This window comes from Salegentibacter lacus, from assembly GCF_020164555.1.
Classification (GTDB): Bacteria; Bacteroidota; Bacteroidia; order Flavobacteriales; family Flavobacteriaceae; genus Salegentibacter; species Salegentibacter lacus.
In genome coordinates this window covers 76996-97143 of record NZ_JAIQZB010000003.1, presented here as the reverse complement: position 1 = coordinate 97143, position 20148 = coordinate 76996, and the positions used below count along the sequence as shown (strand labels likewise).

The window sequence follows — 20148 nt, the reverse complement described above, 5'->3', positions numbered from 1 at the left end:
TTAAGTAGCGAATAACCGGAAGGTGAAACTAATTGCCCGGTGGTATAATTTGAATTTTAAAAGGACAATAAAGGCTACCGATCCCAGTTGAATGACCGGTGCCAGGATACTATCCTCGCCCGCACTTCCGATAAGGCTGGGCCAAAACTCGGTATTAATGGCACTGTAGAGTTGGTTGATGAATATATTAACCAGGAAAAATGCAGGTACGATCATATATACCGCTGCATAGAGCTTAAAAAAGCGATAGCCCATATCCCGGAATTTTTCAAATACCGATAAACTTATGACCAGCGGGAAAAATACCTGTAGCAAACCCAGGATAAAAAATCGCTCCGCCAGAAATAAGGGATAGATGAACAAATCCATGATCCAGAGAAATAAACCCAGGATAAAAGCAATCATTTTTAACGCATAAAACGGGGTCACCAGGTATTCAAAGAGCAAGCCTAAAGCTTTACTCCCAGCTTCCAAAAAGCCAACGTCTCTATCGATCTCTATATCCTGCAATTGCAGGGGTACCAATGCGGGTGCCGTATCGCGGAAATTAGATTCGATGCCTACCAGGATGCCATCAAAAACCGTCAAGATCTGGCTGGAAAATATAACCAAAAGAACTACCATAAAGTTTTTTATAAGCTCCCCGGGACTTAGTCCCCAGGTATAGCCATCCCTTGTAACTGCCCCCTCGTGGTATTTCTTGATGATATTAACTAAAAACAAGAGTATCGCCAGCCCTTTCATTCCCGCTATGGTATACTGGGAGAAATCGGTTTCCTTTATCGTGGTAAATACCGCGTCTACATATTCCAGTCCTAGATCCATTGCTTAGTATTGGGTTTGACGCTGATTGATTAGGTCTTTGATACGCCGGAATTCGATCAGGGTCTCATAGCGTTGCTTTTTTAAATCGATCTCCCGAATGACCTGCCGGGAACGCATACGTTGGGTCTCCAGCACCTCCATTCGCTGAGCATCGTCCATATTTAAAATATCATTGGTAAGTAATTGCTGCATAAAGTCCAGGTCTTCCAAAGCATTTTCCATAAGGCTATTGAAAGATTCACTAATGCGGTCAACTTCCTGAGCCCTGATATAGGGGGAGGAAATTATTTGTCTGAGATCCTCCCTAACGGTTTCGTATAAGTGTTGGTTGTTTTCGACGATTTCTCGAACTGCTTTTAGCTGGTTAATGACTGCATTTACTTTTTCGATCCGCTCCTTTTGCTCTTTTAAAAACCGGGCAGTTTTTAAAAGTTCCGAGGTTTGCTTGGCCGATTCGATAAGAGATTGACCTAGGGCTAAAAAATTGGTATTATCATACACCGGCATCCCCTGGGCTACAATGTGCCCGGATGGGAAAAAGGTAATGGCCAATACAATAATTAAGGATTTGAGTTTGTTCCTGTTTTTCATAATGTTGCTGTTTTAGTGGTTAAAAATTCTGTGATAGCTCTCTCCATATTTTGAGTTTTATTGTAAATGGCCATAATGGCCTGGTTTTCTTTACCATCGGTGAGATAGGCCGCGTAGACTTCTGGGGGTACTTCTAACCTGAATATATTGCTCTCCTTACCGATCTTGATAAAGATCTCGGTGTACTTTCGTTTACCCTTAAGATTGTTGCGGATTGAATGTAATTGGTTTAGGTCGTGCGCCGATAAATTAAGGCGACGGCTAAGATCCTTATAACCCTTCTCATTATGCAGGCTATAGATTACCTGGGTGTTTTCAAGGATACTAGCCGCGGTGGCATTTTCAGGAAGTTGGTTAATGGACTGCAGGATAATTCCAATAGCTCCCTCCTGTTTACGGATCGCCTGGTAATAGAATTCTACACTCTCCAGCACATTTTCGAACTTAAGCTGCTTAGCAAATTCATCGAAGAGAATGATTCCCCGTTCATCACGATTTTTCCAGATCGTTCGTTGCACTGCTGATTTGATCAGTTTGAGCATCACCGAAAGGATCTCTTTATTATCCCTGACTTCGTCCAGTTCAAAAATGATCATCCGCTTATCCTCTAATTTATACGCCTGATCCAAACTGCTCTCAAATAGAAATCCATACATTCCATCTCCTACATACTCTGACATAATGTGTAGAAATTGACCGGGGTTGAAATAGTCGCTACCGATGCCTAGTCTGCTTTCAAAATCTTCGTGATTTTGTGTAACGAACTCATAAAATCCATGTAATGAGTATGGGGATGAGTTTTGTTCATAATAAAACTGTAGAATCTTTTTTAAAGCGACCTGTCCTTCTTTGGCGACCTTGAGTCCCGAAGCGTAGAGCTCCAATAAAAAACCACACAGGTCTTCAATTCGCTCCGGGCCCAGGTCATCTGGTCTTTCAATATAAAAGGGATTAATCCCTAAATTCTTTCCGTGCTCATAACGCAGGATAATATGGTCGTCGGGATAGAGTTTGGCAAACTTGGAATAGGAACCTCCCAGGTCAATGATCACCAGGCGCGTACCCGCTTCATAGAACTGGCGTAAAATATTATTGGCTAAAAATGATTTACCCTCCCCGGTGGGCGCAAAGATGGCGAAATTTCTTGCCTTTATGCGTTTTTTATCATTATCCCAAACATCTTTAATCACCGGGGAGTTAAAGATGCGATCATTGAATAATATACCTTCTTTATCACTATGATATCCGGTATTGTTGATCCATAAACATAAAGCATGTTTTATGTCGGTGACATAGAGATCATCATTGGAAAACCCTGCACTATGGCCGAAATAACTATTTAAAAAATATTGATATAATAATGGTCCGGCTGGTTCATAGGGTTTAATATCAAGCTCCTTAAACCCGGTTTTTATAACGGAACTGATCCGGCTGACTTCTTTCCCATCCTCACCTGCAAACAAAATATTGACCTGCCCCCTAATGAGACGGGATTGGTCATCTTTACTAATGGTTTCCAGGGTTTCCTCGATTTGATCTAGAAAAATCCTATTCTGAGTTCCAAAATTGACACTCTTTAATAGTTCTTCTCTTTTCTTATTTAAAATTGCCATCCACCGGTTTCGGTCATCGAGGTAAAGAATCTGGTTAACCACATGGTCTTCATACAGTTCCAGCCCAAGATCATCCAAAAAGCCCTGGTGAAAACTAATCTCATCCGAGGTGAACCTGGGATTTGGTTTACTGCTTTGTACACCCTCACCAAAACAAGATTCATGGTTAACGGCAAGCATCCCGAACCGGCGGTTTCCGATGCGAAGTTCTCCATCTTTTAAACGGATATCGGTATCACTATCCATCTGAAATCCATTAAAATATTGATTGGTAATGGTTAGGGTATATTCAGGAGAAAGCGCTTTTAATTCCAGGTTGCCTGTATTATTTAAATACCCTACAGCATCGCCGACCGCAGCGATAAAGTGCTGTGTATTGGTATTGAGCTGAGTTGGAAGTGTCTTAGGAGTTTTCACAAAAGGATTAGCCATTCTGGGTCTGGAAAATGTCCTGTTCATGGGCCAGGTGAAAAACAGGTAGCTACGATGCTCTAATCGCTGCCTCCCCTCAAAGTGTTTTGAAGTTGCTTTAGAAAGAAAACTAGTGCCTGTTAAAGCTTTAGCATCAAATTCCTTTTTCAGATAAACATCCTGTTTATGAACAACCGTCCCAACAGGAAGGGCTTTTAAAGCCTGAAACCAGCTATTGTGTAGTTTTTCAAAAGCTTTTTCCGAAAGGGAAAAGATCTCGGGTAATTCTAAAGCATAGCCAAGACTGATATTACCATTAGCCAGAAAGACAAGGTTATTTTGTTGGTCTATTATCGGGTAAAAATGTTGAAGGTTAATACTCATAATACTTACTTAAACCTGTTTTTTTATTTGAAATAAGTAGCGGAAGGCTACTGCTTAATTGTGTAAAATCGAAACTCCGCAATCGTAATAAGACGATGTAGAGTCCAAGGTTCCAAACCACTACCGCTAAAAGAAGGATTAGTTTGAAAGAAAAAATGATCAGTAGCAGCGATGCGACCACAGATCCCATCTGGATCGCAAAACTGCTGACAACCAATCCGAAGATCATGGCATTCTTACGGATATTTCGGTACACCTGGTAGCTTTTCATTAGACTACTATGCCAATGAGATAGGTAAAGATTCCCACTACCGCCCCGGCGATAAGCACGAAAACCAGAACGCGGGTTATTCCCTTTTTAAGGTCTGAATTCTCTCCAAAGAAATGACCTGCATTAAAAAGAAAACCTACCAGGAAAATGATACCCAGAATGATGGGGAAAACACTCCTAATCGTATCGGAAATATCCGCTACGGATTGTTCGATCCCACCGATCTGCGCGAACATCGGGATACTGAACAGGGACAAAAAAAGGCTGGGGTAGATTCGATTTCTCATAAAGTATAGTTTTAAATTCTTTTGAAAACTAAACTCTTATCGACATCTATAATACTTAAATACAATAGTTTAACGCTTCATTTAATCATTATTACGGATATATAATTCAGCGTGTTATAAAAATGAATTTTCCTAATCAGGCTTTAACAAAAAATCAGCCCACATTAAGGGATGACTACTGGCCTGGTTTTTTCCACTGGTGATACCTGGATAGCAAAACCATTTTCGATCCCTGCCCGACCAAATGCCCCTACGACTAAGACCACAGCTCATAATTTCAGCTTTAGGGGTATTGTTGAATAAAAAATACTCCGTCTCCCGTAGATTGATGCCTTTTTGATAAGCCCCCAGGCTAAAATACGTTGCGGCCTTTCCATAATCCCGGTCGGCTTTAAAACAACCACTTTTCAGGATATTTCTAATTTCGGTTTTAGAGATCAACTCGGAGAGGGATTCACAATAGGAGGGTCTGCCTAAACTCCCACAGCATATTAAAAGATCATGGAACATATCCAGTTGGTCCTCCCAGACCTGGCTGATAAATCTTAGCTGCGCTTTTCTTTTATGATCTGCCTTTTCTCCTTTTTCACCAGATGAGAGATTGGTATTAATAATTCGAAATAACTGGCCTTTAGGATCCCGAAGCCACAATACTTGCATACCCGTACCGAAAAGTGGCTTTCCATCTACGTCTTCTTTATTAGAATAGGCCCTGCATACGGAGAGGGAAAAACCTTTTCGTAAAAGAATCCCAAAGCCAAGGCCCTTTGTGGAGTTTCCCTCAAAATAGTAACACTCCCTATAATTAAAATCAGCGAGGTACTTATCCCGGAAACTTAAAAGACTTGCACGATCCTCGATCTCCTGTAGTAAGAGCACATCAGGATTGATCTCACTAATTACCCTGGCTTTACTCAATACTGCATCCTGGGGAATCATCTGACTGGTCATCTTGGTCCAGGCCAGGCTGCCTTTTAATGCTTTTTCTAAAGACCTGCCAGAGGTTACGATTTTACCGTGTAATTGCCCACTGTGGTTTCGAAGTACCAGGTATTTTTGAGGGTTCTCCTTGTTAAGCCCCATAAGAAAGGATAGTTCCCTTAGTCTTCGGTAATCATCATCAAGCCGTAAACCTTTTCGTAAAATGGCTTCGAACTCATCCAGCCAGTCCATAAAGTTTTTATTGTGCCCTGTTCCAAATAGGGATTCATCCCTGAAGTATAAATTTTCAATATTATAACTTGCTATTCTCATGATTTATTTTCTTTTATCGGTTGCATTTTCAGCAAAAGCAACCAGGTTAAATAATTGTCGCATTCGGCTCCTGACCCGGTTACCATAGCGCTGCTCCAGTTCCTCGGCAATGAGGTTAGTAGTAGCGTGGGTTCTAACTTTGTGGTTCAGTAAAAGTTCATAGCGAGAGAGTAATATCTCTCCGATTACATTACAGTCGTGTCCATAATATCTCCCCATAGGCTCCACCCCGAGATCATCAAAACACAGGTAACTTGTATTTCCGTAATCCTCGATTGTTTTATAACCAAGGTGGTTGAAGGAAAAAACAACATTCCGGCTGGGAATAACCTGGTAACTTTTTTGATGCGGCACCAGGTATCGAAGTAATTTTATAAAACTGGTCTTTCCACATCCAACAGGGCCACTGAGCAAAAGGCCTTTTCTGGGGTCTAGCTTCAATTTTTCACACTGCTCCTGGTCTGCGATGATATAATTGCAGAGCTTGAAGAGCAAGGCTTCATCCTCCGGGAACAACCGGAAATCCTTTTGAAATAAAAGCTTTCCTTTGATCTCGAGGTACTCCAGCATTTTCGGAAAATCATAGCGTACTTTTTTGCCCCGCGCCTTGCCAATGCTATAGGTCACGCCACCTTCGATAATTTCACAGGGGTTCACCATAATTTTTATTTTTTGTTGTTTTCAAATAATCTTCCGGCTCTTTCCGGTTTAAATTCTTGAATTCTCCGGCTTTGAGCATCCATCGATGTGCAAGTGATTTCCAATTTTCAATTGGGGTATTGCCACCGATCTTCCACCCGATAGCTTGGTAGTGGTGATAAAATTTTAGAGCTTCCCTTACCGACCATTTTTTTTGATTAAAAAATTTAACTACTTCATCCTCGCTTGGGGGACTAAGTCTGGTCTGTTTAGTTTCTTTAGTAGGTTTTATATTGTTTGTTTCACATACCAGTGCTTGTTCATCACTTGACCCTTTCTTTTTTGTTACTTGTCTATCACTGGTTCCAGGCATATCCACCGCTTGTTTCTTTGTGGTTTCAAGCTTGTCCACTCTTCCATCACCAGATTCAAAAGCATCCACAACTTGTTCATCAATTATCTCATACTCCTCAGGTGGGTTCCCTTCATACGATTGAGGCAGGTCTTTGATTTTTTTTCTGTTTTTCCAAAACACAGCCATCTTAACCTGGCTTCCTTTTAAAGGATTTTTAGAAGGGAGGTAAGCGATATAGTTCCACCTATTTAGGTCATTAATACATCTATGATACGTGGACAGAGAACCAACTTTTGATGCTTGCATGATTTCTTCCCGTTGTACAAAAAACTGGTTCCGAAAACGGAAAAGGTTCCAATACTGGAAAAGCGCATAATAAATACTGATGTGGGTGGCATTTAACCGGTCATCAGTTTTAAACTTTTCAGTTACGTCTGTTAGAAGGCGGATGTAATTCATAAGGCCTGTTTCTAAAATTCTACCTTATTTTCTTCCAATACTGCCGCAATCTTATCCGCTTCATAAAAAATAAGTCCCCCAATTTTACTATAGGGCAAAGTCCCATTGACCCTCAGGTTTTGCAGAGTTCCCGGGCTGATTTTGAGCATTTTCATTACATCCGTGGATTTGAGGTACTTTTTAGAAGAGAATTTTCCCTGTTCCTGTAGTAATACTTTGATTTCGCCTAACAATTCCTTTTTAAATGATGCCAGGTCTTCCGTGGTGATAATACTTGTTGCCATTGCAATACGTTTTGTGTAAAGCCCCATCTCGTTATAATTTTTAAAGATGGAATTCTACTGGTTTAACTTTCGTATGTACAAAGTTGAAGGGCTTTTAGCTGGATCTTTCCCAAGGCCCATAGTAGTTACTATAAAATTTAACATTTATATTCCTTGGTAAGAATTGGGGTATTTTGAGGAATGAAATGGAAAGAATTGTAGCAATCAAAGTGGAGAAAATTTGAAATAAAAAAACCGTAATTACGGTTTGGTACGAAATTACAGGCCATCATCCCTACGCATCTTATTCTCCAGTTTCAAAATGAGTTGGTTTAGGTATTTTGTCCTATCTCCTTTCCTGGCCTTGATATCAGAATAGGTTTTATACCCCTGGTCTAATTTCGTATTAAAGAAGTCTTCAAAGGATGAGATGATTGTACTTATCTCCACATTCCCATGGTTCAACGAACCATCTGCATATAAGGCATAAATAAGCTCTACAAGCGCGGTTTTCGACCCTGACCAAAGCAAAAGTTTAGGCTGTTTTTCCGCGTAAAGCGACTTATTCCCGGGCTGTAATTTTTGAAGTTTCTCACGGATGTAATGAATGAATTTGTACATCGCCTGAATCATTGCCCATAGCATATCGTGACTCGTAGAGAATTCCGGGTATTGATAATAATTGATCGTAGGTGCAAATGGATGATAATCGAGGTTATTCCGCGTAAAATACTGGGGATCCATATAGTTGTGGGACTGCTCCATGTAGTTCACGAAATCCTTGGTCTGAGAAAAAAACTTATTAATCTTTTTTACTTCCTTTTCCAGGAACCGGATTTTTGGATTATTTCCGGCCTTGGGAATACTGAGCTCACAGGTCCTGACCTCCGTAAAGTAGATCAGGTAACTCATGGGTATGGGTTTAATATTTTTAAAGAAGTTGATCTCAGCAGCCGAATCCTCGAAATCCTCCTTTTCTACCATATGCTGCAGTTCAGATAGGGTACGGTTGCATAGCCGGATCCCAGATTCGGCTTTTTTAAGTGATGAACTTTCCGAATTGATGATCCGGTCTACCTGGTCAGTAAACATAGAAATTGCCTTCTCGAACATGAGATTCGTATTAAGGGAAAACAAATAATACCGTTGTTGCGCTATTTTCAATATGGTTTTTTAAGGAGGATATATTAAAAATTATGCTTGAGAGGGGCGAATCAATCCGCTCTAATCCAATCCATCGCTTCCAAACTAAAATTATCATCTGCTTGAATATACGCGACTTTGGGAATCAGGGTGGCTCCTAATTTTCGTTTTTCAAAACTTGCACTTAAGCCAAAGTTGATATGGGTAAACTGACTTTTTCCAGCCCTTTTTATGGTTTGATATAGTAATTGGCGATAAGTATTAAATTTCTCATTATAGGTATAATCCATTCCTACTAAACTGGGTACATAAGTATCTCCGGACCGGTAACAAAACATAACCCCTACCGGTCTATCATTTGTCTCCATCTCCAATTTATTTAACTTTAAAACAAGGAATTCCCAATTGGGATTGGTGGCCATCGTATGGAAGAGTTTTTTAGGAAATTTAAAAGTATTTATCCCTAAATTATGTTGCCATACTTGTTCAAATAGCCCATAGTGATAATCGATCTCTTCTGGTTTGGGATGTTGTAGTATTGTAACCTTAAAAGAATTCTCAAATGCTTTTACTTCTTTTCTAAAGTGTTTTCTGGAGCGTTTGCTTAAAGTTTCAATATAGTTTTCTTCGTCTTTCCAGTTTAGCTCGGAAATCTCGCAAGAATCAGGCATATCGATAGGGATAAATCCTTGGTCGTGAAAAAAACTATGCAATGAATTCTCCTTATCAAAATCGCGTAAAATAACTATTTTTGCCTTAACTCGGTTTTTTATCTCCTCTACCTTTTCCAAAAATAACCGGATTGCTTTTTCCTGCAGAGGATGGTTGGAATCTACATATAAGTGTTCCCCTTCCGAGAAAACCGATCCTAAGGAAAGCACAATATCAGTCATATAATAAGGATCCTCTTTTCGGATTTCTTCGATTGCCCGGGAAGTATGTGCATTCGAAAGCATATCACTTTTTAATATCCCGCTGGTTAGGGGCGCCGCTAAAACTATATTTCTACTTTTATCTTTAATTATAATATAATGGAATGCCCAGTTATGTTCTTTAAGTTCATTATTGGTAAATACACTCTCCAAAAAAGAAAGACCCTCCCAATCAAAGGTTCCTAATCCCCCAAAACATGCATTCCATTCCCTCTTATCAACCTGTTCAATAGTATTTTTGTAGCCTAAACTCAAACCTTCCTCCTTCTCATTCGGTTTAGCAGCTTTCCGTTTTTCTGTTTCCATACCAAATGATTGATGAATCTTAGGTAAATCATTGTGTGTCTCTTTTAAAGCTTTGGGTAAATATAAGCTCATGGCATCTACAAGTGCTTTAATATCCTCCAATTCGTTATGTCTGGAAATAGTAATCCGTACACCGGTATTTTTAACTGGTACCGCAGGAAATAATCCTAGGTTGACAAAAAATCCAGCCTTCATTAATTTACTTACAAAATTATACCCGGTGGCAGGAAGCCCTGTACCCATATAAAATACTGGTGAAGTATTTTGGTGTACCAAAGGAAGGTCGGTCTTTTCAAGCAGTTCATTGAAGTAACCTATTTTTAGCTGTAAATCTTCCTGTAATTCATAAATTTCAGGAGATAAATGAATATCAGCTGAAGCCGTTGCAGCAGCTACCGAAGCCGGTTCTAACTGAGCGGAAAAAGTTAAAGGACCTCCGAAATTTTTTATTTTCTTATGTAATTTAACGTCAGGACATACCAGAACTGCGCCACTGGCACCAAATGTTTTACTCAAGGTGCCGAATAATAGCATATTTTCTGGAATATCCTTCAACACAGACATAACATAACCGGTTCCGTTTCTACCTTTCCAGCTCATACCGTGAACATCATCTATATACAAATGTAATTGCGGGTACTTTTTAGATAGATCCATTAAATCTTTTAAGGGTGCAAAATCTCCATACATTGAATAAACGCCATCAGCCATATACCAAATCTTATCAACCTTATTTCTAAATTCTATAATATATCGCTCTAGCATATCCATGTTGTTGTGCCGGATCATTCTAACTGGAATACCCCTTGATTTTAAAACTTCCGTAGCACTTTGTACACTCCAATGGACCTGGTGATCCAGAATAATGGCATCACCATCCCGAACTGCGGTAGGAATTACAGCTAGATGGCCTAACGTACTGTTTTTGGTAATTAAGATGGGATGATTATACATGCTATGAATTTTTTCTTCTAGAGGAGCATATAATGGATGGGAAATGTAGGTCTTGGAAAGTGGAAACTGGGTCCCGTACTTTTGTATTGCATTTATTGCAGCAGCCTTTAGCCGTGCATCCTGCTCCAAACCTAAATAACCTGTGGTTCCGAAGTGGAAAGACTCCCTGTCATTGATTATTATCTTTCTTCCATTTAAGTGCTCTCCCTGTGCTTTTAAATGTAATACTCCTTCTTGTGTAGCACTTGTGATAACTTCATCGACAGTATCCAGAAAATTGTTGTGTTTAACTTTAGCCATTGCCCTATTTTTTGATTAACAAACTCAAGCTAAAAAATCTTTTTAAAGACTTAACAATTTGAATTTAAGTTAACCAGGGAAATGATCCGTAAAGTAAAATTTTAGTCTAAAAAGTCAAATAGTAGCCTAAATTTTGACTATGAATGAAATTAAATGACCCTCGAAGTCAATTTTTTTATTATTTAATAAAGTAGAAATCATTAAATTACAACATTCGATAGCAAAGCTTATTACATTGAATAAAAGGGCACAAAATAAATTTGCGGAAGTTTGGATTGAAAAAGATATCCTACACTTTATTTATGCTCCAATAGAAACCCTGAACCTGCCCCGAGCAAAACAACTCTTAAAACTTAGATTATCCATTCAAAACGAAAAAGAATATCCCATTCTTTGTGATTTGCGTAATGTCATCCAGGCAGATAAAGATGCTATGGATTACTTAGCAAAAGAAGGATCCATTCAAGCTACAGCAGTAGCCTTGCTTGTAAACTACCCCCATTCCACATCTACCGCTCAATTTTATCTTTCCACCAGTATTCCCAATGTCCCCACCAGAGTATTTGAAAATAGATTAAAGGCACTTGATTTTTTAGCAAAACATCCCATAAAAAGGTAGCTATGTACTTTCCAGATGATAAACAATTCGATCAAATCACTCGCCTGATCACTGCGTTGGCAAATGGAGATTATGATAAACGCATTAAAGTCAGTAACCTAAATAATAAACTCTCTACTATCAGTGTTTTATTAAATATGTTAGCCGGTGTCCTAAAAGAAAGTATTCCAGCCCATTCCCCGGAAAATGAATTTAACTACCTCAATCATATTATACTTCTAGTTGATAAGAAACTCCAAATCCTCGACTATAATTCAGGTTCTACGACACTTTTTCAAGGAGACCACTTACGTAATCTGAATTTTATTCTTGATAATGCTTCAATTACTATTGTTAAAGAAGCTATAGTCTCAAAAAAGTTTAACCGATCCTTCAACTTAAATTTTAGACTTAAGGAAAATTTATTTTTACTAATGAATACTAGAATTACTCATTTTGAAAAAAACCAGGATGATATTTTTATTCTGTCAGCAGTCAAGACAATAGCTAAAGATGAATGGACTAGAGAAAAGCTATTTATTAAAGCTCAAAATCCTAAAAGACAATTTAACCTTTCAAAAAATAAAAAGCTTATTGAAAGCCTTTACCATTATTTAATGGATAATCTGGATTCTCCTCTAAAACCAATACCACAAATTGCAGATGAGTTAAATACTAATGCCACCCTATTGAAAAGGGGGTTTAAGGTAATCCACGGAAAAACAATCGCAGAATTTCACAGGGAAAAGAGGTTAGAAAGAGCTAGAGAGCTGGTTTTGGATACTGATACTAAGCTCAATATCGTAGCTCAACAATGCGGATTTAAAAGTCTTTCTCATTTTTCTCGAGCCTTTAAAAAACACTATGGAGTAAATCCTTCTGATGCAAGATAAACTCAAAGTATTATCAATTTATCATAGAAAATGAAATAGCTCCCTAGCACATCTCTAATTAGTTGGAAATTTAATTATTACAAGTATTTACTGGTGTCTATTAGTTCATATTTAGGACTTCTTTCTAACCACATATCAAAGAAGGCTGTATGGCTTGCTCCCATCAAAATAAAAACCCGATCATCTTTATTTAATTCTATTTGGTTTAAATTAGAATACATGACCAGGTTCCGATGGTACAACTTTGAAGCTTCATCTGCTCCCTCTGCATTACCCTCAGTTGAGATATGGGTAAGCATATCCGCATTTATATTGAGAAGCATATCTTTATAGTTAGGATTGTTACTCATTTGTAATTTTTCTAAGACTGACATATCTTCCTCTGGATATTCTTTTTGTAATGAATCCAGAACTGCAAAATATTTTTTATAGGTTTCAATTCCATAGCTGTTATTAATTTTCTCCGCAATTCTATAATTATAGCCTTCTCTATAATCTATTCCATAGATTCTTTCAGAACCTGCCAAACGACCAACTTCGAAAGCCAGTAGTTCAAGTTCTGAAGGGTTTTTAAACTTCATTTCAGGATTTTGCGTATATTCTTGATAACTTTCCTGTACTTCTGCATTTTTTTCTGGAACTTGCTCTACAAGGATAACGGTAGGTCTAAATTCTGCAATAGCTTCGGCCACTTCGTGAACTTTATCAATATTTCGTTGATCGTGTTCATCAAATTCTGTAGTAGATGCATCGGGAGTATATCCCATATGAAAAGTACCCATATTCAAAACCTTTACTGTATTTTTAAATTTTACTGGTCCTTTTAACTCCTGGGCTTGTAATTTGATGCTTAAAAGCATCATAAGCACTAATGTCGTTTTCATTCTAATTTGTTTTATAGTTTCCTCAAAAATCATTTTTATTCCCCATTTGCTACACTTTTTTCTACAAACCCCTGCTAGTTTTCGACAAACCCAATAGTGCTAAACCTAAGAATGTTTTAGTTTTACCATATGAGTAAATTTTCCAATACCTACACTTTCACATTAACAAAGAGGAAGGAGTTTCTTTTTCATTGCTTATTAGGTTTACTATTTATTTATTTCGAGCTTATTCAATTTGATTTAAGAAATCCTTACTTTTTTACAATTAGTGATCCAGAAGTTTTTGCGCTTTCCGGAGGTTTGGTCATTATAGCAACATTCTATTTCAATTATATTTTGGTCATACCTAAAGTCTTTGAGCATCTGAATTGGATTAGGGTATTGATAGGAATAGCAACTGTGTTAGGTTTCTTTATATCCTTTAGGTACCTGATTGAAGAAATTTTGATAGCAGGTTTTATTGGTAACGGAAATTACTTTGAAGGTACTTCGTGGCTGTATTATATTTATGACAATCTTTACTATGGCAGTTTTCCACTTATTATAAGCTCTATTTTTTGGATTATTGTATTCAATATTCGATTACTAGAACATAATAAAAATATTGAGGAGGAGAAAAAAGCAACAGAAATAAAATTTCTTAAGGCTCAACTTAATCCCCATTTTATGTTCAATACCCTCAACAATATCTACTCCCTTGTTTACTTCAAATCGGAGAAAGCTTTACCAGCCATTGAAAAATTGGGAGAACTTATGCGCTACACTACCTATGAAACGATCAAAGAGAAAATAGCCCTTGAAGAGGAAGTCAATTATATAAAATCCTATATTGAGCTCGACCAATTAAGGCAGGAGGATGAAAATACCGTCAATTTTAAAATTGCTATCGAAAACCCCGCTGCTCACATACCACCGTTTCTACTTAGCCCACTGGTAGAAAATGCTCTGAAGCATGGCAAAAATGACCCTGACAATCCTATTCTCATTAGTTTGAAGCAATCAGACAATACGCTTAGCTTTAAAATAAGTAATAAAATTGATACAAAGAAAAAGGATAAGCTAGGTGGAATAGGTCTGGATAATTTGAAGAAAAACTTAGAAATACATTACCCTAATACCCATTCTTTAACTTTTAACCAGAAAGAACAAACCTTTAATGCCCAGTTAAAAATAAAACTAAATGGAAAACCCCATTAAAACTATTATCCTAGATGATGAGCCTTTTGCGGTACGTTTACTAAAGGATTATGCCGAAAAAATATCATTTTTAGAGGTAATATATGCAGGTGGAGATGTGTATAAAGTGCTTGAGCTACTTAAAGGAAATCCAAGTACTTTGGTGTTTATAGACTTACAAATGCCGGAACTGAGCGGAATGGAACTTATGCAGATGAGTAATGGTTCCGCCCATAATTTTATCATAACCTCTGCATATCAGGAATATGCGCTCGACGCATTTAAGTATAAAGTAATTGATTTTCTAGTCAAACCTATTTCCTTTCAAAAATTTTATGAAAGTGTCGAGAAATTTTTGGGGTGGCAGGAATCTTTTGAAACTGATTCTAAAAGTAAAGATATTTTTATTAAGGCTGATAGAAAGGTCTATCGGATAAATCCAGAGGAGATACTATATATCGAAGGCCTGAAAGATTATATCAGAATACATACTATTGATGATAAAATCATCGTGTATGAGAATATGAAGGATATCATTATGAAATTGACTACAGATGAATTTCTCAGAATACATAGGTCCTACATTATTCCACTCAAAAGAATCAAAGTAATAGAAGGTAATAGAATATGGATAGCTGACAACTTAAGATTGCCTATTGGAGAGACATATCGAAAATCGATCAAAGCGATGTTTGGCCAGTAAACCTTCCCCTATGCTTTTCTTTGATTAAAATTAAATTAAAGCATTCTAGCATTTTTTGTAAATTCACTTAAAACCTGAATTATGTGCTACCGAACAAAACTGAATTCAAAACTTAGCGAAATAGAGCGCAGTCTTGACGCCAGTTTCATTGAACCGGATTTATATAAACCACAGCAAGAGATTAACGCCTTTACTTTTTCTAAAACACCAGTCATCACCAACGAGAATCAGGGAGAAATTCAAATGTTTAATTGGGGACTTATTCCTTTTTGGGCTAAAGATGATAAGATTAAAAAAATGACACTCAATTCTAAAATTGAAACTGTAAAGGAAAAACCTGCATTTAGAAATTCAGTGGATAACCGTTGTTTAATCATTGCTGATGGATATTACGAATGGCAATGGAAAGATTCCAAAGGAAAAGAAAAACAAAAATTTTTGATTAATCCCAAAGACCAAAAGATATTTACTTTTGCAGGAATCTATTCTTCCTGGACAAATCCACAAACTAATGAACTTATCAATTCATATTCAATTATAACAACAGAGGCTAATGAACTTATGAGTGAGATTCACAATAATAAAAAAAGAATGCCAGTAGTTTTAAAAAAAGAAGATCAGTCTAACTGGCTCTCGGGGACTGAAGTTTCTAATTTTGCTTTTCCCTATGAAGTGCCATTAATAGCTTCAGAAGTTTTATAATATTTAAAGAGATTTTCTTCAACTTAAATATCTCATTCCTGTATTCTTTACGAACCTCACTTGTTATTTTAATATTTAGCTCTCGCTAAATTTATCAAATTAAAATTTAGGACTGTACAGCCTTTTAAGATAATTGTTGTTATCATCCTAATCCCTGGCTTGATTCGAATCCGAACAGGGTTACAGAAAAGTAGTTAGAATTAATAAAATAAGGTTTTTGAGATTCGCTATAACGTTCCGCATAAAACAGAGCAAACTGGAAAGAACCGTATTAGAATTAAGACTGACTTTAGCAATGTTTTAAAATTTTTTTGTTTTTGACTTTGTTATTTACCCTAGGTAAAAACCTTAGGAGAGAACCTTTACCTTTGAAATTCGATAAGCACTCCATCTGATGCTTGCCCAGTATCAATCTGTAGGAGGTTACTTTGTAGTTTGATACTTCCAATTTTTTCCTCTTGAACGTACAAAATCTGAGATTCTCCGTTTTCTAAAACTTCATAACTGTACGTTCCGCTTTCCAGGCTTGATAGACGTTGTTCTATATTATTAACAACAATCAACTCGTTACTTTCTTCGCTAAAGGTCCATACTACTTCTCCCGGAGAGAATTCCTCACTTCCCGGTATTTGTCCGTATAACGCACTCAAGTTCCAGGAACCGTTAAGTAAATCACCTTCTTTTATTTTGTCGTCAGTACTACAACTAAATGAGATAAATAAGGTTACTAGAATAATTAACTTGGTAAATTTTATTTTCATAAGGGTTTATTTTCAAGATTTTGGTCTAAAGGTTCAATATCAGCTATGTAATTCAGTTCTGACCATTCAACAATACTATAATCTTCAAATCTATTTTTCCATACCAGCTCTTTTCCTTTTGGCACATAAAAACGGATGACACCACTATTCAATTCAATATTATGTTTCTCACTTAATTCCAGTTCTTCCATAGACATAAGCCAGTCATTCTGAAATTCTACTTTATCCATTTCAAAGAGCCTGGGAAAAATTGTTATATCATTGGTTTGGTTATGTAGGTAACCTGTCACAAACCAATTTAATCCATCGTTTGTATATGTTTTCTCATTAAGAAAATCTAAAACATGCTGTAGACTGTCTGATGGCAAGTTTGATTTGAAGCTTAGTGAATTGATGTTATCAACCTTATGATCAAATTTATTAATAAAGTGGAAAATCTCTTTGATATCCGTACCACTTTTAATCCCAACCCCTACTTCTTGAGGTACAAATTCCTGGTTGTCTATTTCCGAATCAACGTTTTTAGAGCAGGAATATATAATTCCGAGAAATGAGATAAGAATTAATATTTTTTTCATACTAAAGGCTTTATATTGTAGATGCACTTTCGCCCAAATGGTTGCGTCTAATCGAATAGAATATTTCAATTTAAAAAGAGAATGAGTTGGCGAGCTTGGTCGACCCTAGGACAATCTTGCGTTGCAAACGAGTGCAATATTTCGATTAGAGGCTGTTTTACGCGTTGTTTTTATTCCTTGTGTGAGATCGTTGTTTATTAATAATACGCGGCTGGTGTTCTTGAAATGGGATTTTAAACCCTAGTCCTTATGAGTAGAGCAATCGCCAGGTCTGATGATCTACTAGGCGCTTAATCCCCAAAAAGCCCTTGTTTAAAATGTGCCTGGAAAATTGTTGTCCGTGAGTATACCCTTCTATGATAGAGTTAACAATTTCTTCCTAATTAGGAATTACATTAAAAATAAATGCAACTAGAAATCCAAGTGAAAAGTTGCCGGTAAACTAAAATCTGCTGATTGCAATCCGTTTCTGATGACTCATACCGTCCCGGTTACATAGTATTTGTCAGATATCCATTTGTAGGTGTGCGAACTATATGATAAAAAAATTATTTCCGATTTTCTACGGATTCGGTTACGTTTTCCTTATCACTTCTTCCATCATTATATGCTAATATTACCACCATAGCAAGTACCAAAATTAAGGCACTAACAATAATTTTATTCTTATTTTTCATTTGAACTAATCTTATAATTTCATTTTATTTGATGTCTCACAACGTCCCATATAAAAACTGTGTGAGCGAGCGAGATTGTCCGTAGGATAATCCGCTGAGCAAGTGAGCCCAGAGTTTGGATTTGAGACTGAATTAAGCATTGTTTTTATATACTGTTGTGCCAAGTTTTCTTTAGTTAAAAAGGTAATGAAAAAACTGCCCAGCTCTTTCTCCAAATTCGAAAATCATAACTACCGATAAAATTATCAGTAGAATAATAAACATATTTTTGCTTTTCATAGGATATAGTGTTAGCGGTTCGGCTTAATTATCTTGATTTACTTAATTTAGTCAGCATTAATTTGCCTACCTTCCTTTTTAACCTTGCTATCTAACCACATTCCTACCATAATCCCAATACCTAGTCCGATAGGTAAACCAAGAGACAATAATCCCATATTACCACTTATTTTTCCATAGATTATGCCTGTAGGCAATCCGAAAACTGCAATCCCTAGTGCCATCCATAGAAATGTGTAATGATTTTTTGGAATTAATCGGAGTTCTTTTCTAACCAATCTAAGAATTTGCGTTTGTTCTTTATTGAGTAGCTTCATTAAGTTTTTATCCGTCTCAGTTGAAGAGTTTATTTCTTTAACATTTTGATTGATAGATTGGATGATATCTTCTGGTAATTCTTTTTTTCTTAAATCTTTTAGAAGTATGTCAAATTGAGAATAAGCATACTTCAAGCTTTTGTGGGTTGATATATCTTGTCTCTCCTTTAATTCAATTATATACATTATATTCTTTTTTACCAGCTGACCGCTAACGTCTCGTTTATGGCTCGTAGTGTATAAAATGGCGATTACTTTTTGGTTAAGCACGAGCCAAATTTTTTAATTTTCTTTTTATCTTATTTTCGCAAAAAGCCAGATTAAAAAATTTGGCGAACTTGTAAATATGCCTTAACCTCGATTAAACAACTACCTGACTATAATTAATATACGTTGTTTATGGCTGATTTTTTAGCTTTACATTTGGGTTTGCAATATTGCATTATTAATCTCAAAAACCACTTCGTTGTTTTCTTTTGCAATTAAATTGAATTTAATCTTTGTTACCAATTCACCTCCTATTTGTACTTTTTCAATGATTTCAAAACTTCCAGAGGTTTCATATTGTAACCATTCTTCTGGAACTATTGAATTTTGAAATGCTCTTGGAACACCAATAAATTTTCTAAAATCTATTCGATGTGAAGTCGAATTTTCATCAAAAACATAAACGCCTAAAGGAATGTTCTTAAAGGTTTCATTAAAGTTTAAAAATTCTAATTGATAACCATTATTAGTATTTGCGTAATAACTTATGTCATTTGGTTGTTGTCTCCTTGCTAAACCATCAAAAATAAAATCATTAAAATTTGAAATGTTGCTTAAGTATGAATTACAATTACACGTATGGAAATCTTTTATTTCAATTTCAGCATCAATTGTGACGGCTTCTGGTGCGTCGAAAAAGTTATACGACTCTCTAAATATTTTTCCACTAACATTAACTTTTAATATTTCATTTTCTATAAATTCAAAGCCAGTAACATTCAATTTTGAAGTTGGATCAAAAAACGGACTATAATATTCCTTCCTTGGACCATAGCTCTGATACCATAATGAGAGTAAATTACCATTAGTGTCCAGTTCTAAATACATTCCTGTACCACCGTAGTAATTACCGTTTTCTGTATCAACTAAATTATCGAAGCTTATATTTAATGCTTTGGAGCAACAAACAGATGCAGACAAACCTCTAATCCTATTGGGAGAAGGTTGCCCATTAATTTTTAATTCTATCTTATTGTTTATTGGTTCCTCCGTAATAATTTCTTCTTCAATATCGTCAGAATTACAGCTGTAAATTAATATTAATACAAGTAATAGTAATTTATAATTATTTTTCATTGTTAAGTATGTTGTCAGTTAAGCCCTTATTTTCATTTTATTCGTTGAGTTGGTCTTACCTTGCCAGTAACTTCCCGTATAAATACAGTGCGAGCCGGCGAGCGTGATTGTCCGCAGGACAATCCGCTGAGCAAACGGACACGAAATTTCGATTCGAGACTAAATTAAGCATTGTTTTTATACGTTATTGTGAGCCGTTGTATTTAAAAGTCCACTGCAAAGAGGTTCCAAAAATGCCCTTTTTGGGAG

At 36.6% G+C, this 20148-nt stretch carries 20 protein-coding genes; 5 read left to right on the top strand and 15 right to left on the bottom strand.

From position 1 onward, the window contains the following. From LB465_RS03195 to LB465_RS03150, 10 genes are all read right to left on the bottom strand, one after another. The gene (locus LB465_RS03195) at window positions 1–825 is read right to left on the bottom strand and encodes a hypothetical protein (protein ID WP_224466925.1); all 825 of its coding nucleotides are present in this window, start codon (window positions 823–825) and stop codon (window positions 1–3) included. Between the two features lie 3 nt (window positions 826–828). Next, on the bottom strand, window positions 829–1416 hold the full coding sequence (locus tag LB465_RS03190) for a conjugal transfer protein (RefSeq protein ID WP_224466923.1): 588 nt from the start codon (window positions 1414–1416) through the stop codon (window positions 829–831). After that, complete coding sequence (locus LB465_RS03185; protein WP_224467211.1) at window positions 1413–3827, bottom strand: TraG family conjugative transposon ATPase; 2415 nt, start codon at window positions 3825–3827, stop codon at window positions 1413–1415. Before LB465_RS03185 ends, LB465_RS03190 begins: the two co-directional genes overlap by 4 nt. Before the next feature lie 267 nt (window positions 3828–4094). Further along, window positions 4095–4382 carry a hypothetical protein gene (locus tag LB465_RS03180; RefSeq protein ID WP_224466920.1) on the bottom strand — a complete coding sequence of 96 codons (288 nt, stop codon included), beginning with the start codon at window positions 4380–4382 and terminating at the stop codon, window positions 4095–4097. A 132-nt stretch (window positions 4383–4514) separates the two neighbouring features. Then, window positions 4515–5636 (bottom strand): exonuclease/endonuclease/phosphatase family protein, encoded by a 1122-nt coding sequence (locus LB465_RS03175; protein WP_224466918.1) that lies wholly within the window; start codon window positions 5634–5636, stop codon window positions 4515–4517. A 3-nt stretch (window positions 5637–5639) separates the two neighbouring features. Beyond that, a complete protein-coding gene (locus tag LB465_RS03170) occupies window positions 5640–6296 on the bottom strand; it encodes an ATPase (protein ID WP_224466916.1) in 657 nt (218 codons plus the stop codon). Next, window positions 6280–7089: a hypothetical protein gene (locus LB465_RS03165; RefSeq protein WP_224466914.1), complete on the bottom strand. Its 810-nt coding sequence runs from the start codon at window positions 7087–7089 to the stop codon at window positions 6280–6282. Before LB465_RS03165 ends, LB465_RS03170 begins: the two co-directional genes overlap by 17 nt. A gap of 11 nt (window positions 7090–7100) precedes the next feature. Beyond that, a complete protein-coding gene (locus tag LB465_RS03160; RefSeq protein WP_224467209.1) occupies window positions 7101–7373 on the bottom strand; it encodes a helix-turn-helix domain-containing protein in 273 nt (90 codons plus the stop codon). Window positions 7374–7631: 258 nt separating this feature from the next. Next, complete coding sequence (locus tag LB465_RS03155) at window positions 7632–8465, bottom strand: RteC domain-containing protein (protein ID WP_224466911.1); 834 nt, start codon at window positions 8463–8465, stop codon at window positions 7632–7634. A gap of 101 nt (window positions 8466–8566) precedes the next feature. Beyond that, complete coding sequence (locus LB465_RS03150) at window positions 8567–10987, bottom strand: bifunctional aminotransferase class I/II-fold pyridoxal phosphate-dependent enzyme/GNAT family N-acetyltransferase (protein ID WP_224466909.1); 2421 nt, start codon at window positions 10985–10987, stop codon at window positions 8567–8569. 235 nt (window positions 10988–11222) lie between these two features. Here LB465_RS03150 and LB465_RS03145 point away from each other — a divergent pair, with 235 nt between their 5' ends. Together LB465_RS03145 and LB465_RS03140 are read left to right on the top strand one after the other, a co-directional pair. Then, on the top strand, window positions 11223–11606 hold the full coding sequence (locus tag LB465_RS03145) for a DUF7793 family protein (protein ID WP_224466906.1): 384 nt from the start codon (window positions 11223–11225) through the stop codon (window positions 11604–11606). Between the two features lie 2 nt (window positions 11607–11608). Then, window positions 11609–12478: a helix-turn-helix transcriptional regulator gene (locus LB465_RS03140; RefSeq protein ID WP_224466904.1), complete on the top strand. Its 870-nt coding sequence runs from the start codon at window positions 11609–11611 to the stop codon at window positions 12476–12478. A 77-nt stretch (window positions 12479–12555) separates the two neighbouring features. Here LB465_RS03140 and LB465_RS03135 read toward each other — a convergent pair whose 3' ends face one another. After that, window positions 12556–13362: a DUF5694 domain-containing protein gene (locus LB465_RS03135; protein WP_224466902.1), complete on the bottom strand. Its 807-nt coding sequence runs from the start codon at window positions 13360–13362 to the stop codon at window positions 12556–12558. Between the two features lie 129 nt (window positions 13363–13491). Here LB465_RS03135 and LB465_RS03130 point away from each other — a divergent pair, with 129 nt between their 5' ends. The 3 genes from LB465_RS03130 (at window position 13492) to LB465_RS03120 (ending at window position 15943) form a co-directional block, all read left to right on the top strand. Then, entirely contained in the window at window positions 13492–14559 is a 1068-nt protein-coding gene (locus LB465_RS03130) for a sensor histidine kinase (protein WP_224466900.1), read from the top strand. Further along, window positions 14543–15241, top strand: a complete 699-nt coding sequence (locus LB465_RS03125; RefSeq protein WP_224466898.1) for a LytR/AlgR family response regulator transcription factor — start codon at window positions 14543–14545, stop codon at window positions 15239–15241. Before LB465_RS03130 ends, LB465_RS03125 begins: the two co-directional genes overlap by 17 nt. 81 nt (window positions 15242–15322) lie before the next feature. Next, a complete protein-coding gene (locus LB465_RS03120; protein ID WP_224466895.1) occupies window positions 15323–15943 on the top strand; it encodes an SOS response-associated peptidase in 621 nt (206 codons plus the stop codon). Between the two features lie 362 nt (window positions 15944–16305). Here the strand turns inward: LB465_RS03120 and LB465_RS03115 are convergent, their stop codons facing one another. The 4 genes from LB465_RS03115 to LB465_RS03100 form a co-directional block, all read right to left on the bottom strand. Then, window positions 16306–16704 carry a hypothetical protein gene (locus LB465_RS03115; protein ID WP_224466893.1) on the bottom strand — a complete coding sequence of 133 codons (399 nt, stop codon included), beginning with the start codon at window positions 16702–16704 and terminating at the stop codon, window positions 16306–16308. Next, window positions 16701–17282, bottom strand: coding sequence for a hypothetical protein (locus tag LB465_RS03110; RefSeq protein ID WP_224466891.1), 582 nt, complete (start codon window positions 17280–17282; stop codon window positions 16701–16703). The genes LB465_RS03115 and LB465_RS03110 overlap by 4 nt, the downstream gene beginning before the upstream one ends. A gap of 1003 nt (window positions 17283–18285) precedes the next feature. Beyond that, entirely contained in the window at window positions 18286–18741 is a 456-nt protein-coding gene (locus LB465_RS03105; protein ID WP_224466889.1) for a hypothetical protein, read from the bottom strand. A gap of 231 nt (window positions 18742–18972) precedes the next feature. Next, window positions 18973–19899, bottom strand: coding sequence for a hypothetical protein (locus LB465_RS03100; protein ID WP_224466887.1), 927 nt, complete (start codon window positions 19897–19899; stop codon window positions 18973–18975). Window positions 19900–20148 lie beyond the last annotated feature (249 nt).

Excerpts from the sequence above, each read along its gene's own strand:
- LB465_RS03100 (WP_224466887.1), bottom strand. The coding sequence starts at position 19,899 with ATGAAAAATAATTATAAATTACTATTACTTGTATTAATATTAATTTAC.
- LB465_RS03195 (WP_224466925.1), bottom strand. The coding sequence starts at position 825 with ATGGATCTAGGACTGGAATATGTAGACGCGGTATTTACCACGATAAAG.
- LB465_RS03190 (WP_224466923.1), bottom strand. The coding sequence starts at position 1,416 with ATGAAAAACAGGAACAAACTCAAATCCTTAATTATTGTATTGGCCATT.
- LB465_RS03160 (WP_224467209.1), bottom strand. The coding sequence starts at position 7,373 with ATGGCAACAAGTATTATCACCACGGAAGACCTGGCATCATTTAAAAAG.
- LB465_RS03175 (WP_224466918.1), bottom strand. The coding sequence starts at position 5,636 with ATGAGAATAGCAAGTTATAATATTGAAAATTTATACTTCAGGGATGAA.
- LB465_RS03140 (WP_224466904.1), top strand. The coding sequence starts at position 11,609 with ATGTACTTTCCAGATGATAAACAATTCGATCAAATCACTCGCCTGATC.
- LB465_RS03170 (WP_224466916.1), bottom strand. The coding sequence starts at position 6,296 with ATGGTGAACCCCTGTGAAATTATCGAAGGTGGCGTGACCTATAGCATT.
- LB465_RS03120 (WP_224466895.1), top strand. The coding sequence starts at position 15,323 with ATGTGCTACCGAACAAAACTGAATTCAAAACTTAGCGAAATAGAGCGC.
- LB465_RS03110 (WP_224466891.1), bottom strand. The coding sequence starts at position 17,282 with ATGAAAAAAATATTAATTCTTATCTCATTTCTCGGAATTATATATTCC.
- LB465_RS03150 (WP_224466909.1), bottom strand. The coding sequence starts at position 10,987 with ATGGCTAAAGTTAAACACAACAATTTTCTGGATACTGTCGATGAAGTT.
- LB465_RS03105 (WP_224466889.1), bottom strand. The coding sequence starts at position 18,741 with ATGTATATAATTGAATTAAAGGAGAGACAAGATATATCAACCCACAAA.
- LB465_RS03165 (WP_224466914.1), bottom strand. The coding sequence starts at position 7,089 with ATGAATTACATCCGCCTTCTAACAGACGTAACTGAAAAGTTTAAAACT.
- LB465_RS03135 (WP_224466902.1), bottom strand. The coding sequence starts at position 13,362 with ATGAAAACGACATTAGTGCTTATGATGCTTTTAAGCATCAAATTACAA.
- LB465_RS03180 (WP_224466920.1), bottom strand. The coding sequence starts at position 4,382 with ATGAGAAATCGAATCTACCCCAGCCTTTTTTTGTCCCTGTTCAGTATC.
- LB465_RS03155 (WP_224466911.1), bottom strand. The coding sequence starts at position 8,465 with ATGTTCGAGAAGGCAATTTCTATGTTTACTGACCAGGTAGACCGGATC.
- LB465_RS03125 (WP_224466898.1), top strand. The coding sequence starts at position 14,543 with ATGGAAAACCCCATTAAAACTATTATCCTAGATGATGAGCCTTTTGCG.
- LB465_RS03130 (WP_224466900.1), top strand. The coding sequence starts at position 13,492 with ATGAGTAAATTTTCCAATACCTACACTTTCACATTAACAAAGAGGAAG.
- LB465_RS03115 (WP_224466893.1), bottom strand. The coding sequence starts at position 16,704 with ATGAAAATAAAATTTACCAAGTTAATTATTCTAGTAACCTTATTTATC.